We start from the raw sequence: 13,146 nt of genomic DNA on the forward strand, positions 1-13,146 counted from the left end.
CCGCCTGGTGAGGCGTTAAAGGGCCTTGTTGAAGGACAGCGAGCCGCCGGTGCCGGCGGAGGCGTCGAAGATGCCCGCCCGTCCGTAGGCGGTGGTGCTGGTGACGTTCTTCTTGGCTGCGTCGACCATGATGTCCATGACCCGCTGGTAGGCTTCCATCTCGGCCTTGAGGCGCCGGGCGTTGGTCTCCACCAGTTCGTTGAGCCGCGTGCCGACGGCCACCAGCATCTCGCGGCGGTCGTCGTCCAGCAGGCGGGCCAGGTCGGGTTCGTCCATCAGGGGCTGGACCGACTGTTCATAGAGCCGGGCCAGCGCCGCCTTGTTGTCGGCCAGCAGACGCACCGTCTCGGGGTCGTGGGAGAGCAGGGCGTCGTTCTCGATGTCGAGCAGGTCGCACAGATTGGTGCAGGCGAACAGCAGGTCGTCATACCAGAACAGCTCGGCCTCGGCCTGGGCGGCCCGCAGCTCGTCGTCGTCGAGAAGGTCGTGGTCGTGGATGTCGCGGTCGTCGGTCATGTCACTGCACCTCCTGGTGGCTCAGCAGCATTTTCTGGACGGCGGCGCCGATCCCGATGCCATTGCCCTTGTTGGCGATCATCTTGCCGTATTCGTCGATCAGCAGGGACCGGAACATCTGTTCGCCGCTGCCGCCGCCGAAGACGCCGTCGGTCTTGATGCCCTCGAACATGTGGGTGAGCATCTGGCTCATGTACATGGCCTCGAACTGGCGGCCGGCCTTGGCGGCGCGCGCCGTGTCGGTGGCGCCGGCCTTGGGCATCCTGACGCCGGGCATGCCGGTGTCGGTGTAGGGCGTGGCCGCCATGGAGGGAAGAATGCTCATCACAGCACCTCCAGCTCGGCCTGCAGCGCGCCCGCCGCCTTGATGGCCTGAAGAATGGTGATCAGGTCGCGCGGGCCGATGCCGAGGCTGTTCAGGCCCTCGACCAGCTCCTGCAGGGTGACGCGGTGGGCGACCACGGCCAGCTTGTTGCCGGCGCCCTCGTCCACCTGGATGTCGGTGCGCTGCACGGTGGTGGTGGTGCCGGTCTCGGAGAAGGGGGACGGCTGCGACACCTGCGGCGTCTCGGTGATGCGGATGGTCAGCTGGCCCTGGGCGATGGCCACCGTGCTGATGCGCACGTTCTCGCCCATGACGATGGTGCCGGAAACCTCGTCGATCACCACGCGGGCCATCTGGTCGGGCTCGACGCGCAATTGCTCGACGTCGGTGAGCAGGCCGACCACGTTGCCGCGATAGCCGGGGGGGACGGTGATCTGCACCGTGCCGGGATCGACGGGGCGCGCCATGTCGCCGCCCAGGTAGGAATTGACCGCCTGGGCGATGCGGCGCGAGGTGGTGAAGTCGGGATTGCGAAGCGACACCTTGACCGATTCCAGGTGCGACATCTCGAAGGGCAGCTCGCGCTCGACGATGGCGCCGTTGGCGATGCGTCCGGCGGTGGGCACGCCCTTGGTGACCGACGAGCCCGACGCGCCCGAGGCGGTGAAGCCGCCGGTCGCCACCTGACCCTGGCCCACGGCGTAGACCTCGCCGTCGGCGCCGATCAGCGGGGTGACCAGAAGGGTGCCGCCGCGCAGATCCTTGGCGTCGCCCATGGCCGAGACGTTGGTGTCGATGCGGGTGCCCTGGCGGGCGAAGGGCGGCAGCACGGCGGTGACCATCACGGCCGCCACGTTCTTGGGGCTGACCGAGGTGATGGCGCCGGTCTTGTCGCGGATGTTGACGCCGAGCCGCTCCAGCATGCCGGTCAGGCTTTCCTTGGTGAACGGCGCGTTGGTGAGCGAATCGCCCGTGCCGTTCAGGCCGACCACCAGGCCGTAGCCCACCAGCATGTTGTCGCGCACGCCTTCGAAATCGGCGATGTCCTTGATACGGGACGCCCCGAAGGCTTCGGCCGGCATCATGCCCAGCGTCGCGGCCAGCAGCGAGGCGGCCAGCAGCAGGGCGCGGATCGGTTCGGCGGCGAAAAGGGCTCGGCGGGCATTGCTTTTCATGACGGTCTCATCCCAGCAGACGGAACATGGGTCTGGCAGGCATGCTCTTGCGAAACCCGTGCCAAAAGAAATAATGAGGAATAACAACGTTCTGCCTGTTTCTCCTGCGGGCGGGGAGCGGTTTTGGCCGGGCAGTTCCGGCCCTCCTGCCCGGCAAAACCTGCCCAGTTGACCCGAAGCGCCGGCTCTGGCGAAATAACGCCTGTCGCAGTCCGGCCCAACCGGGTAGAATCAGGGCATGAAGATTTCAGGCGTGGGCTCCAAGGGTGCCGTCTCCGGCACCAAGAAGTCCGAAAGTGCAGGCGCCAAGGGCGAGTTCAAGAAGGCTCTCATCGAATCCATGGATTCGATGGAGGAGGCGCATGCCGTCGAGGCGCCGGTGGGCATCACCGGCATCGACGCCCTTCTGGTGGTGCAGCAGGTGGACAATTCCGTCGAGCGTGAAGCCCGGCGCCGTCTGGTCCGCCGCGGCGAGGAATTGCTGGACGGTCTCGAGGAACTGCGCCACGGCCTGCTGATGGGCGAGATTCCCACCAGCCGCATGATGAACCTGGCCCAGAACGTACGCATGCGCCGCGAGAATTGCGCCGACCCGCGCCTGGCCGCCATCCTCGACGAGATCGAGCTGCGCGTCGAGGTCGAGCTGGCCAAGCTGTCGCCGCGCGGCTGATTTTTCCCTCACGAAACGAATTTACCCGCCCCGGGCGTGCTGTGATGCAAGACGGCGCTTGCGGGGGTGCGCCTCGATCCATATATTGCGCTGCGACTTGAACCCCGAGCAGGATTCGAGGGACCCTTATGAACGTCACGTTGCCGCCGGACTATGTTCCGTCCGAGGACGAGCCCTTCATGAACGACACCATGAAGGAGTATTTCCGTCAGAAGCTGCTGCGGTGGCGGGCCGAACTCCTGCGCGAATCCGACGAGACCCTGCAGCATCTGCAGGAAGGCGGCATGCAGGAGCCCGACATCGCCGACCGCGCCTCGGCCGAGGCTGACCGCGCCCTGGAACTGCGCACCCGCGACCGCGAGCGCAAGCTGATCTCCAAGATCGACGCCGCCATCGGCCGGGTTTCGGACGGCTCCTACGGCTATTGCGAGGAGACGGGCGAGCCCATCTCCATCCGCCGTCTGGAAGCGCGTCCCATCGCCACCCTGTCCATCGAGGCGCAGGAGCGCCACGAGCGGCTGGAGCGCACCCATCGGGAAGACTGAGCCCGTTCTGGATTGCCGGTCAGAAAGGCCCCGCCACTCCGGCGGGGTTTTTCATGGGCCGCCCACCCCGATGGCGTCCACCAAGGTGCGCAGTTCCTGCCGGGCGGCCACGTGGCTCATGTTGAACTCGAAGCCCATGATCTTCTTCTTCAAATCGATCAGGGTCAGGCCTTCGAGGAACATGGAGCGGTAGATCACCCGCTCGCCCAGGCCGGGAATGACGCGAAAGCCGACGCGCTTGGACAACTCGGCCAGCAGCTTTTCCATGTCGCGCTTGTTGCGCGCGTCCAGGTTGGACAGGCGGTTTCTCAGCACGATCCAGTCGACCACCGCCTTTTCGCCGCGCAGGGCGCGGGTCTTCTTGGTCTCCCACACCATTTCGGCGTAATGGCTGGGGCGGCGGATCTTCATGCTGCCCGGCTCCACCAGGGCCAGCACGTCCAGATCCACCAGGGAATCGTTCAAGGGCGTCACCAGGGTGTCGGCGAAGGAATGACCCAGGCGCGACATGGGGTGGTCGCTGCCCGGCGTGTCGATCACCACCACGTCGTGGCGGGCGGCGTAGTCCCGGAACACCTCGTCCAGCCGGGCGCAATCGGCCGCCCCGTCGCCGGTGGGGGGAATGGCCATATGCTCGGGGATGGGCAGGCCCAGTTCGTTCCGGTCGGCCCGCGCCGCGCGGTTGCCGATATAGCGCGACAGGGTGGCCTGGCGGGCGTCGATGTCGATGCTGCCCACCGACAGGCCCCGGTCCAGCAGGCTGACGATCAGGTGCATGGAGATGGTGGACTTGCCGGTGCCGCCCTTCTCGTTGCCGACGACGATGACGTGGGCTTTCTTGCTCATGGCTTCTCTCTCAATGTCATCCCGACGACCATCGGGAGGAGGGATCTCATCCTGGCGCGTCACGGCAAATCCGGCACCGCCGTTTCAGGCGGAGATCCCTCGCTCTCGCTCGGGATGACAGGCACGCAGCCAGACCTTGGTGTCGTGGAACACGGCGCCGCCGCCGGGAAGCGCCGGGTCGGCGCTGGTCAGGTGATTGACGCCCTTGCCGCCTTCGAAGAACCGGTCGGGCCAGATGCCTTCCACCGCCACCACGCCCCTGGCGATGCCGGGGAAGGGTTTGACGTGGACCTTGATCTCGGCCTTCCGGTTGCCGATGGCGACAAGCTCAGTCTCGGCCAGCCCCAGAGCGGCGCAATCCTCGGGATGGATCAGGGCGGTGGGCCGGCCGGCCTGAGTGCGCGAGGTGGGCATCTCGGTGAAGCTGGTGTTGAGGAAGTGCCTGGACGGCGGCGTGATCAGGCGGAAGGGATGCTCCTCATCCGCGTCATCGGTGACCGCCAGATGGTCGGGCAGTTCGGGTAATCCTTCGACGCCCCAGTCGGGGGCGAAGCGGAAGCGGCCGTCGTCGTGGCCGAAGCCCGACAGGAAGTGGGCATCCTCGAACACCTTGGCGCAATCGAGCCTGCCCAGCACATGCAGCTCGTCGGCGCCGGGCAGGTCGGACGCCAGCAGCACCTGGTCGATCATCTCCCACTCGTCCATCTCGAAGCCGGGATGGATGGCCCCCAGCCGCGCCGCCAGATCGGCGATGACCCGGTGGTTGGCGCGGCTTTGGCCGATGGGCGCGATCACCGGCTTGGCCACCTGCAGGAAGGTGTGGCCGTAGCTGGTGTAAAGGTCGGCGTGCTCCATGCTGGTGGTGGCGGGCAGCACGATGTCGGCGTAGCGCGCCGTCGCCGTCATGAACTGCTCGTGCACGGCCAGGAACAGGTTGTCGCGGGCCAGTCCCCGGCGCACCAGACCGCTGTCGGGAGCCACTTCCGCCGGGTTGGAATTCTGCACCAGCATGGCGGTGACCGGCGGCCCGCCAGCCAGATCCCTGGGGTCATTGGCGAGGACGGGGCCGATGCGGCTCATGTCCAGGGTGCGCACCTTGGGCGCCGGCACGTCGAGTCCGTCCAGCAGGGTGCGGGCGATATCGAACACGCCGCCCATGCTCTGGCAGGCTCCGCCGCCCTTGTGCGCCCAGGCCCCCGACACGGCGGGCAGGCAAGATACGGCGTGCAGGTTGACCGAGCCGTTGCGCGAGCGCGAATAGCCGTAGCCCGAACGTAAGTAAGCGCGCCTGGTGGAGCCGTAAGCCCTGGCGAAGGCCTCGATCTCGTCCACCGACAGGCCGGTGATGGCGGACGCCCATTGCGGCGTGCGGGTCTTCAAGTGCGCTTCCAGCCGCTCGGGGCAATCGGTGTAGCGCGACATATAGGCGCGGTCGGCCAGATCGTCCCTGAACATCACATGCATGACGGCGCAGGCCAGCGCCCCGTCGGTGCCGGGACGAAGCATCAGATGCTGGTCGGCCTTCTCGGCGGTGGGGGTGCGGTAGGGATCGACCACCACCAGCTTGGCGCCACGCGCCTTGCGGGCCTGACTGATCAGCCCCATCAGATGCACCTGGGTGGCGGCCGGGTTGGCGCCCCAGATGACGATCAGGTCGCTTTCGGGAATCTCGCGCGCATCCACGCCCCACCTGGCCCCGGTGCCCGCCACCCAGCCGGTGCTGGCGGCGGCCGAGCAGATGGTCTTGGCCTGGTTGGAATAGCCCATGACCCGGCGCAGGCGGTTGATGGCCGATTGCTGCACATGGCCCATGGTGCCGGCGTAGAAATAGGGCCACACGGTTTGCGGCCCCAGGCCGGCGGCGGCTTCCTTGAAGCGGGCGGCGATCTCGTCCAGCGCCTCGTCCCAGGTGATGGGGGCGAACCTGCCCTCGCCCTTAGGCCCGACGCGCTTCAGCGGCGTGGTCAGGCGGTCGGGATGGTGCACCCGCTCGGCATAGCGGGCCACCTTGGCGCAGACCACGCCCTCGGTATAGGCCATGTCGCCGCCATGCACCCGGCCGATGCGCCCCGGTTCGGGCAGTTCCACCACCAGCGGGCAGGCGCTGGGGCAGTCGTGGGGGCAGACGGACAGGGCGGTATCGACGGTCACGGGCGGAAATCCGGTCATGGTGCGGTGCGGCGGAGTCTAGCGGGGCCAGGGGGCGGGCGCAACGGCGATGCGCCTTTAACCCTTGGGCCGCCGATGCTATTCTCCGCGACATCTAGATGTGGATTCGCCGGGGAAGGACAAGGTGTTGACGGAGCGGGCCGCCGAGCGGGTGGATTGCGTGGTGATCGGGGCCGGCGTGGTCGGGCTGGCCTGCGCCCGCGCCTTGGCCCATGCCGGTTCGGAGGTGGTGATCCTCGAGGCCGAGGGCGCCATCGGCACCGGCATCTCGTCGCGCAATTCCGAAGTGATTCACGCCGGCATGTACTATCCGGCGGGCAGCCTGAAAGCGCGGCTGTGTGTTTCCGGCAACCGCCGGCTCCGCGACTACGCCGCCTCGCGCGGCGTGCCCCACACCATGACCGGCAAGCTGATCGTCGCCACCGACGAGGCCGAGGCCGCCCAACTGGACGCCATTCTCGAGAAGGGCCGGGTCAACGGCGTCGAGGGATTGACCCGCATCTCCGCCGCCCACGCGCTGGAGATGGAGCCCGACCTTCATTGCGTCGCGGCGCTGTTCTCGCCCGCCACCGGCATCATCGACACCCACGGGCTGATGCTGTCGCTGCTGGGCGAGGCGGAGGAGCGGGGCGCCGCCCTGGCGCTGAAATCGCCGGTGACCGGCGGGCGGCCCACCGATGACGGCATGCTGATCTCGGTGGGGGGCGCCGAGCCCATGACCTTGCATGCCCGCAAGGTGGTGCTGGCCGCCGGCCTGTCCTCGCCCCGCCTGGGCGCCGCCCTGGGGCTGGCCAATGTCCCGCCGGCTTACCTGTGCAAGGGCAATTACTTCACCCTTTCCGGCCGCACGCCGTTCTCGCGTCTGGTCTATCCCGTGCCGGTGGCCGCCGGGCTGGGGGTGCATTTCACCCTCGATCTCGGCGGGCGCGGGCGGTTCGGTCCCGACGTGGAATGGGTGGAGTCCGAGGATTACCGGGTGGACCCGCGCCGGGGCGATTCCTTCTACGCCGCCATCCGCCGCTATTGGCCCGGCCTGCCCGACGGGGCCCTGGAGCCCGCCTATGCCGGCATGCGCCCCAAGATCTCGGCCGAGGGCGAGGCGGCCGCCGATTTCATGATCCAGGGGCCGGACCGGACCGGGCGGCCCGGAGTGGCGGCCCTGTACGGCATCGAAAGCCCGGGGCTGACGTCGTGCCTCGCCATCGCCAAGCATGTGGGGGAGTTGCTGGCATGATCAAACGCCTGATCGCCGTGATGCTGCTGCTCGTTGCCGCTCCGCCCGCCTTAGGCCTGGACCGGCCGCGCGATTTCGTGCCGCCGCCGCCCTCGATGATCCCCAATTTCCGCGAACAGACCCGCGACGTGGTCATCGAGCTGGGCACCTATGCCAAGAAGCGCAATCCCGCCTTCCAGGTCCTGATGCGCGGCGGCTCGGAGCTGCTGGTCAAGGGCGAGCTGGAGATGGAGTGGGACGATCTGCACGATCCCACGGGGGCCAATTTCATCAAGCGTCCCCCCTTGCGCTCGGTGTTTAGGCCGCTGGTCAAGGTGCTGGACGGCATCGTCATGGATGGCCTCTATTGCGGCCCCTATGCCTTCGACAAGCCCCTGGACGAGGTGATCAAGGCCCGCAACGAGCTGGACGCCGAACTGGCGGCGGAACGCAAGCGCGGCATCCACCGCCCGCCGGTGGCCGTCGAGATGGGCCCCTTCAGCAACGACCCGGCCGAGGAACTGCGCAAGTACAACGACCTGAAGCAGAAGCAGGCCCGCGCCGAGATCCAGCGGCGCGAGACCTATGCGCTGGACGCCATCCGCTCGGAAGGGCGCAACGTGCTGGCGGTCGAGATGTGCGACAAGCCCGCCGAGCGCGAGGCAGCCTACAAATCGGCCATCCGTGACAAGGTGACGCCCTACGCCAAGATCGGCACCGGCCCGCTGGACGAGACGCCGCGCGCCCATCCCGCCTTCGAGAACGCCAGGGAAATCCTGACCGTCGCCCATGCCCGCAACTGGCTGCCGGTGCTGCGCTCGGACAAGTTCGGCACCAAGGGCAAGTTCATCGAGGCCATCGCCGAGACCAATTACGACATCGTCCTGGTGGACGTGGCGCACCGCTCGGCCGAACTGCTGGTCAAGGCCGACGTCCAGCGCCTGAAGTACAAGAAGCTGGGGCCGCGCCGCCTGGTCTTCGCGGTGATGCCGCTGGGCCGCGCCTATGACTGGCGCTGGTACTGGATGAAGGGCTGGGAGGTGGGCAACCCCGCCTTCCTCTACGCCCTGGACGAGACGCCCGGCACCTTTGTCACCGACATGGGCAGCGGCGAATGGCGCGGCATGCTGGGCAAGTACCTGGCGGGAATCATGGATCTGGGCTTCGACGGCGTGATGTTCGACGACGTGGGCACCTATCTGTGGTTCGAGGACCTGATGCCGCTGGGTGGTTGAGGACGATCCATGCTGACCGCCTGCCGTTCCTACGAGGAAGCCTGCCGGACCTTCCGCTGGAAGATCCCCGAGCGCTACAACCTGGCCTTCGATGTCTGCGACCGCCAGACCATGGGCGGCGCCGACGGGCATCGCACCGCGCTGATCGTCGAGTCCTCGGACGGCGGCGTCGAGCGCCACACCTTCCACATGCTGCGCCTGCTGTCCAACCGGCTGGCCAACGCTTTGGCCGCCTTCGGGATCGCGCCGGGCGACCGGGTGGCCATGGTGCTGCCCGCCGGACTCGAGGCGCTGGTCACCCTGCTGGCGGTCACCAAGATGGGGGCGGTGCTGGTGCCGGTGCCGCTTGGCCTGGGAGCCGAGCCCCTGGGCTGGCGGCTGGCCGACAGCGGCGCGCGGGTGGCGGTGATCGATCCGGCGGCCGTGCCGGCGCTGGACCGCGCCCGCCATCGCCTGCCCGATCTGGAGCGGGTGCTGGCGGCGGGCGACGGCGGAGCCGGAGCCCTCGATCTGTGGTCGGTGGTGGGGGCGGCGTCCGATGCCTTCACGCCCCTGGTGACGCCCGCCGACCATCCGGCCTTCATCTTCTATCCCGAAGGGGCGTGCGGCACGCCGGCCGGGGTGATCCACGCCCACCGCGCCATGGCCGGCGGTCTGCCGGCGGTGGAGATGTCGCTGTCCTTCTTCCCCCAGTTCGGCGACGTGGTCTGGACCTCGGCCGACTGGATGGGGGCCGAGGCGCTGTTCCGCGCCGTGCTGCCGGCGCTGCATCACGGCGTGCCGGTGGTGGCGCGTCCCGGTCCCTTCGATCCGGCGGCGGCGCTGGACCTGATGTCGCGCCATGGCGTTCGCATCCTCTACGTGCCGCCCCGCCACCTGGGCGTCCTGGCCGAGGCGGCGGCGACGCGGCCGCACGCCATGCCGCGCGCCATCGCCACCGGGCCGGACCCCATCGACGATGCCCTGCACGAGCGGGTGATCAAGGTGTTCGGCGTCCATGCCAACGAGGCCTGGGGCGTGCTCGAAAGCGGCGCGGTGGCCGCCAATCTGGCCGGGCTGATGGAATTGCGCCCGCCGTCGCCCGGCCGCGCCGCGCCGGGTTTGTCGGTGGAGGCGGTGGACGAGCGCGGCAGGCCCCTGCGGGCCGGCGACCGGGGCATCCTGGCGGTATCGCCCAACGCGCCCGGCAGCTTTCTCGGCTATTGGGGCGACGGCACGGGGGCGGCAAAGCGGGTCAACGGCTGGTTGCTGACCGGGCGGGGCGGTTTCCGCGACCTGGACCATTATCTGTGGCCCGATCCGCCGGCGACGGCCGGGGATGTGGTTTGGATCAAGGGCGACATGGTGCGGCCCGCCGAGGTGGAGGCCGCCCTGGCCGCCCATCCCGACGTGGCGGCGGCTGGCGTGGTGGAATGGCCGGCGGGCGAACTGAAGGCCTTCGTGGTGCCCCGGACAAGGGCGGGTGAGACCGGTTTCGCCCGCGAGCTCCAGGGTTGGATCAGCCTGGTGCGGTCCCCGGCCGAGGTTCCGGCGCGGCTGGACTTCGTCGAGGAATTGCCGCTGTCCATGGACGGCAGCGTGCGCTACGCCGACCTGCTGGACCGGCCCATCCGCCTCGACGCCCCGTCGCCCGACGACCGCTGGCCGGGGCGCAAGGCCAAGCCGCGCTGACCCCTGGCGTTTTTTTGTCCGGGATGTCATGATTCGCCACCCAGGGAGGGACCGCATGGGCCGCGCGGCTGACGACATTCAACTGACGCAAGAGCAAAGGCTGCTGTTCGACAAGCTGTCCGCCCTGATCGATTCCCAATCCGAGGGGCTGGCCCTGATGGAAGTGGCCCAGAATCTGGTGGGGGAATTGCTGCGCCGGGACTGCGACAGGCAGTTGCGCGAACAGACCCTGGGCGAGATTTCCCGCTTCTTTCTCGGCATCATCAAGGCACCCAATCTGTCGGCCCAGTACAAGCTGGGACGCCTCAAGATGTTCGCCCGCGCCACGGTGCGCATCCTGCTGGACCGCCGCGTTCATCTGGCGGCGGAACTGGCGTCCCCGCCGCCTCCGGGGCTGGCGCGCCGCGCCGTGGATCACGCCGCCGCGCCCCATTGATCCGCCGCCGATTCAGAACGCGGGGCGGTTGTCAAGAATCTGATTGCTTCATAAAGGCGAAAGCTTGTAGTCTGTGGCTTGTGCCAGAAGGCGCTGTCGGGCGAATTGTCCCTGTGATTTCCCGTCCGGCAGTTGTCAGTGTCCAATGATTATAGGAGGGCAGAATGTCCACCTCGATTGCATCCGACGCCCCACTTCGCTCCCCGGTCGCCGAGGCGCCGCACCCTGCGGCCCATCAGACGCAGCCCGCGACTGTCGAGGCGAAGGAAAGCTCGTCTGTTTCCGAACCTCCCCGTTACACCTCTCCGGTGGTCAAGGTCGATAGTGGAACCGGTCTGGCTCTGCTGGTCGTCCGTGACGGCGACACGGGCAAGGAAGTGGAGCAATATCCTTCGCGCCATGTGGTCGAAGAGTATAAGCGCAACATCCCGACCGCCATCGACCAGACTCAGACCGCGATCAAGGCTCAGGCCGCCGAGGATGTGAAGGCTCCGCCCGCTCCCGTGGCTGCCGCGCCCAGCGCTCCGGCCGCTCACGCGGCGCCGGCCCCGTCCGGCGGTTCGGTCAAGATCTAGGCGGTGGTTGCCACCGCTTAGGGTCTGGGGATTACGGCCGGTCTGTGACCTGGGCCGGCCCGATGGTTCAGCGCTATGTTGACGGTTCATCCGCAAGGATGAGCCCGATTTTCCATGTCCGGGCCAAACATGAAGCGCTCTGTCATGGCTCGAGCGTAAGCCGAAGCATCTTTCAGCCCGAGGCGGTTGCCGCGAGTGCCTGAAGGACCCTTCGCCTCAGGCTCAGGGTGACAATCCGTCTCTGATTTAGGGCCAGTCTCTGATTTAGGGTCCGTCTCTGATTTAGGGCCGGCCGCTCCAGCATTCGACGCTTTGAACCGGGCGAAAGTGGGGCCGTTGCGGCCGTCAGCCCGCCAGGGCCTGTTCCAGCCGCGCTTCCTCTTCTCTGCCGCCCGGCAGGCCGAAGCGCAGGATGTCGGGGCGAAAGGCGAAGGCGCGCACCAGGATGCCGGCACGGCCCAGGCGCTCATAGACCTCGCCGGCCCGGTCGTGGCGGGCCAGACGGAACAGGGACGTGCCGCCCAGCACCTCCAGCCCGGCGCCTTTCAGGATGGTGTCCAGGCGCCCGGCGGCATCGTGCAGGCGGGCGATGGTGGCCCGGGTCCAGTCATGGTCGGCCAGGGCGGCGGCGCCCACGGCCAGGGCCGGGCCGGAGACCGGCCAGGGGCCGAGATAATCGGTGAGGCGGGCGGCCAGCCCCTCCTCGGCCACGGCGAAGCCCAGGCGCAATCCGGCCAGACCGAAGAACTTGCCGAACGAGCGCAGGACCACCAATCCGGGGCCGGTCTTGGCGGCGAGCGACAGGTCGGGGCGTTCGTCGCAGAAAGCCTCGTCCACCACCAGCATGCCGCCTTGCCCCGCCAGCCGCCCGGCAAGATCGAGCAGGCGGCCGGGCTCGATGACCCGTCCATCGGGATTGTTGGGATTGACCGCCACCACCACGCGGGCCTCGCCCATATCGTCCAGTCCGGCGATCTCGCGGACGTCGTGGCCGGCGGCAGTCCAGGCGCGGGCGTGCTCGCCATAGGTGGGGGCCAGGATGGCCGCCCGGGTGGGTTTCGTGATGCGGGGCAGGGCCTGGATCAGCGCCTGGCTGCCGGTTCCCGCCACCACCCGCGCCGCGGCGGGAACCGCCCAGCGGCGGGACGCGGCATCCAGCAGGGCCTGGTTGGCCCCGGAATCGGGCAACCGCCGCCAGCATGCGGGGTTCGGGTCGAAAAGGGGATGGGGCCAGGGCCAAGGCCAGGGATTGATCCCGGTGGACAGGTCCAGCCAGCCTTCGGCCGGTTGGCCCCAACGGGCCTGGGCGGCGGCCAGATCGCCGCCGTGAAGGGGAAGTCGGGTCAGGCTCGGTTGGCGCTTTCCAGCAGCCCCTCGGAAATCTGGAGATTGACGTTGACCAGGGTGGTGATGGTGTTGTCGCTGATCTCGACGCCCTTCTTCAAGGTGGTGTCGGCGACGAAGTCCGACAGGCGCTTCAGGTTGGCCTTGACCGCCTCGGGCAGGCCGCTGGCCGAATCGGAGACCAGGGTGCGGATGGCCACCCACAACTGCAGATTCTGTTCCAGCGCCGCCGCCAGCCGGGCCTTGTCGCCGCGCGACTGGTCGAGCGTGATGGCCGCCTCCACCAGGCCGAAGGCGTCCTGTTCGCCGATCTTGAGCGTTTCGAGCTGGATTGGTTGAGACATGCGCTTTCCCCCGGCTTCCCTTGGTCGCGGCCCATCGCCGCCCTGAAGATTGCCCGAATCATACGTCAGGCGATGGAATCTT

General features: G+C 68.2%; 14 protein-coding genes. 7 read left to right on the forward strand and 7 right to left on the reverse strand.

Annotated features, from left to right (window positions below; translation table 11 throughout):
- Nucleotides 1-15: 15 nt before the first annotated feature.
- From WV31_RS15945 to WV31_RS15955, 3 genes are read right to left on the reverse strand one after another with little or no spacing between them, the layout of a single operon-like run.
- Entirely contained in the window at nucleotides 16-516 is a 501-nt protein-coding gene (locus WV31_RS15945; RefSeq protein WP_085374496.1) for a flagellar protein FlgN, read from the reverse strand.
- 1 nt (nucleotide 517) lies between these two features.
- Nucleotides 518-841, reverse strand: coding sequence for a rod-binding protein (locus WV31_RS15950; protein WP_085374497.1), 324 nt, complete (start codon nucleotides 839-841; stop codon nucleotides 518-520).
- Nucleotides 841-2,016, reverse strand: coding sequence for a flagellar basal body P-ring protein FlgI (locus WV31_RS15955; protein WP_085374498.1), 1,176 nt, complete (start codon nucleotides 2,014-2,016; stop codon nucleotides 841-843). Before WV31_RS15955 ends, WV31_RS15950 begins: the two co-directional genes overlap by 1 nt.
- Nucleotides 2,017-2,254: 238 nt before the next feature.
- On the opposite strand from WV31_RS15955, the gene WV31_RS15960 reads away from it, so the two are divergent.
- Nucleotides 2,255-2,686, forward strand: a complete 432-nt coding sequence (locus tag WV31_RS15960) for a flagellar assembly protein FliX (RefSeq protein WP_085374499.1) — start codon at nucleotides 2,255-2,257, stop codon at nucleotides 2,684-2,686.
- A 128-nt stretch (nucleotides 2,687-2,814) separates the two neighbouring features.
- Nucleotides 2,815-3,231: an RNA polymerase-binding protein DksA gene (gene dksA / locus WV31_RS15965; protein ID WP_068431936.1), complete on the forward strand. Its 417-nt coding sequence runs from the start codon at nucleotides 2,815-2,817 to the stop codon at nucleotides 3,229-3,231.
- A gap of 51 nt (nucleotides 3,232-3,282) precedes the next feature.
- Here the strand turns inward: dksA and WV31_RS15970 are convergent, their stop codons facing one another.
- Together WV31_RS15970 and WV31_RS15975 are read right to left on the reverse strand one after the other, a co-directional pair.
- Nucleotides 3,283-4,077: a division plane positioning ATPase MipZ gene (locus WV31_RS15970; RefSeq protein WP_085374500.1), complete on the reverse strand. Its 795-nt coding sequence runs from the start codon at nucleotides 4,075-4,077 to the stop codon at nucleotides 3,283-3,285.
- An 84-nt stretch (nucleotides 4,078-4,161) separates the two neighbouring features.
- A complete protein-coding gene (locus tag WV31_RS15975) occupies nucleotides 4,162-6,228 on the reverse strand; it encodes a molybdopterin oxidoreductase family protein (RefSeq protein ID WP_237051325.1) in 2,067 nt (688 codons plus the stop codon).
- 142 nt (nucleotides 6,229-6,370) lie between these two features.
- Between WV31_RS15975 and WV31_RS15980 the strand changes: the two genes are divergently transcribed.
- The 5 genes from WV31_RS15980 (at nucleotide 6,371) to WV31_RS21735 (ending at nucleotide 11,376) form a co-directional block, all read left to right on the forward strand.
- Nucleotides 6,371-7,480, forward strand: a complete 1,110-nt coding sequence (locus WV31_RS15980) for an NAD(P)/FAD-dependent oxidoreductase (RefSeq protein ID WP_206072549.1) — start codon at nucleotides 6,371-6,373, stop codon at nucleotides 7,478-7,480.
- Nucleotides 7,477-8,694: a hypothetical protein gene (locus WV31_RS15985; protein WP_085374503.1), complete on the forward strand. Its 1,218-nt coding sequence runs from the start codon at nucleotides 7,477-7,479 to the stop codon at nucleotides 8,692-8,694. The genes WV31_RS15980 and WV31_RS15985 overlap by 4 nt, the downstream gene beginning before the upstream one ends.
- Before the next feature lie 9 nt (nucleotides 8,695-8,703).
- The gene (locus WV31_RS15990) at nucleotides 8,704-10,365 is read left to right on the forward strand and encodes an AMP-binding protein (protein WP_085374504.1); all 1,662 of its coding nucleotides are present in this window, start codon (nucleotides 8,704-8,706) and stop codon (nucleotides 10,363-10,365) included.
- A gap of 55 nt (nucleotides 10,366-10,420) precedes the next feature.
- Nucleotides 10,421-10,801, forward strand: a complete 381-nt coding sequence (locus WV31_RS15995) for a hypothetical protein (protein WP_085374505.1) — start codon at nucleotides 10,421-10,423, stop codon at nucleotides 10,799-10,801.
- A 164-nt stretch (nucleotides 10,802-10,965) separates the two neighbouring features.
- Nucleotides 10,966-11,376 carry a hypothetical protein gene (locus WV31_RS21735; protein ID WP_145980884.1) on the forward strand — a complete coding sequence of 137 codons (411 nt, stop codon included), beginning with the start codon at nucleotides 10,966-10,968 and terminating at the stop codon, nucleotides 11,374-11,376.
- 345 nt (nucleotides 11,377-11,721) lie between these two features.
- On the opposite strand, the gene cobD is transcribed toward WV31_RS21735, so the two are convergent.
- Together cobD and WV31_RS16010 are read right to left on the reverse strand one after the other, a co-directional pair.
- Nucleotides 11,722-12,723 (reverse strand): threonine-phosphate decarboxylase CobD, encoded by a 1,002-nt coding sequence (gene cobD, locus WV31_RS16005; protein WP_085375610.1) that lies wholly within the window; start codon nucleotides 12,721-12,723, stop codon nucleotides 11,722-11,724.
- Nucleotides 12,720-13,064 carry a flagellar biosynthesis regulator FlaF gene (locus WV31_RS16010; RefSeq protein WP_085375611.1) on the reverse strand — a complete coding sequence of 115 codons (345 nt, stop codon included), beginning with the start codon at nucleotides 13,062-13,064 and terminating at the stop codon, nucleotides 12,720-12,722. Before WV31_RS16010 ends, cobD begins: the two co-directional genes overlap by 4 nt.
- Nucleotides 13,065-13,146: the final 82 nt, after the last annotated feature.

It is taken from the genome of Magnetospirillum sp. ME-1 (assembly GCF_002105535.1).
Taxonomy (GTDB): Bacteria; Pseudomonadota; Alphaproteobacteria; order Rhodospirillales; family Magnetospirillaceae; genus Phaeospirillum.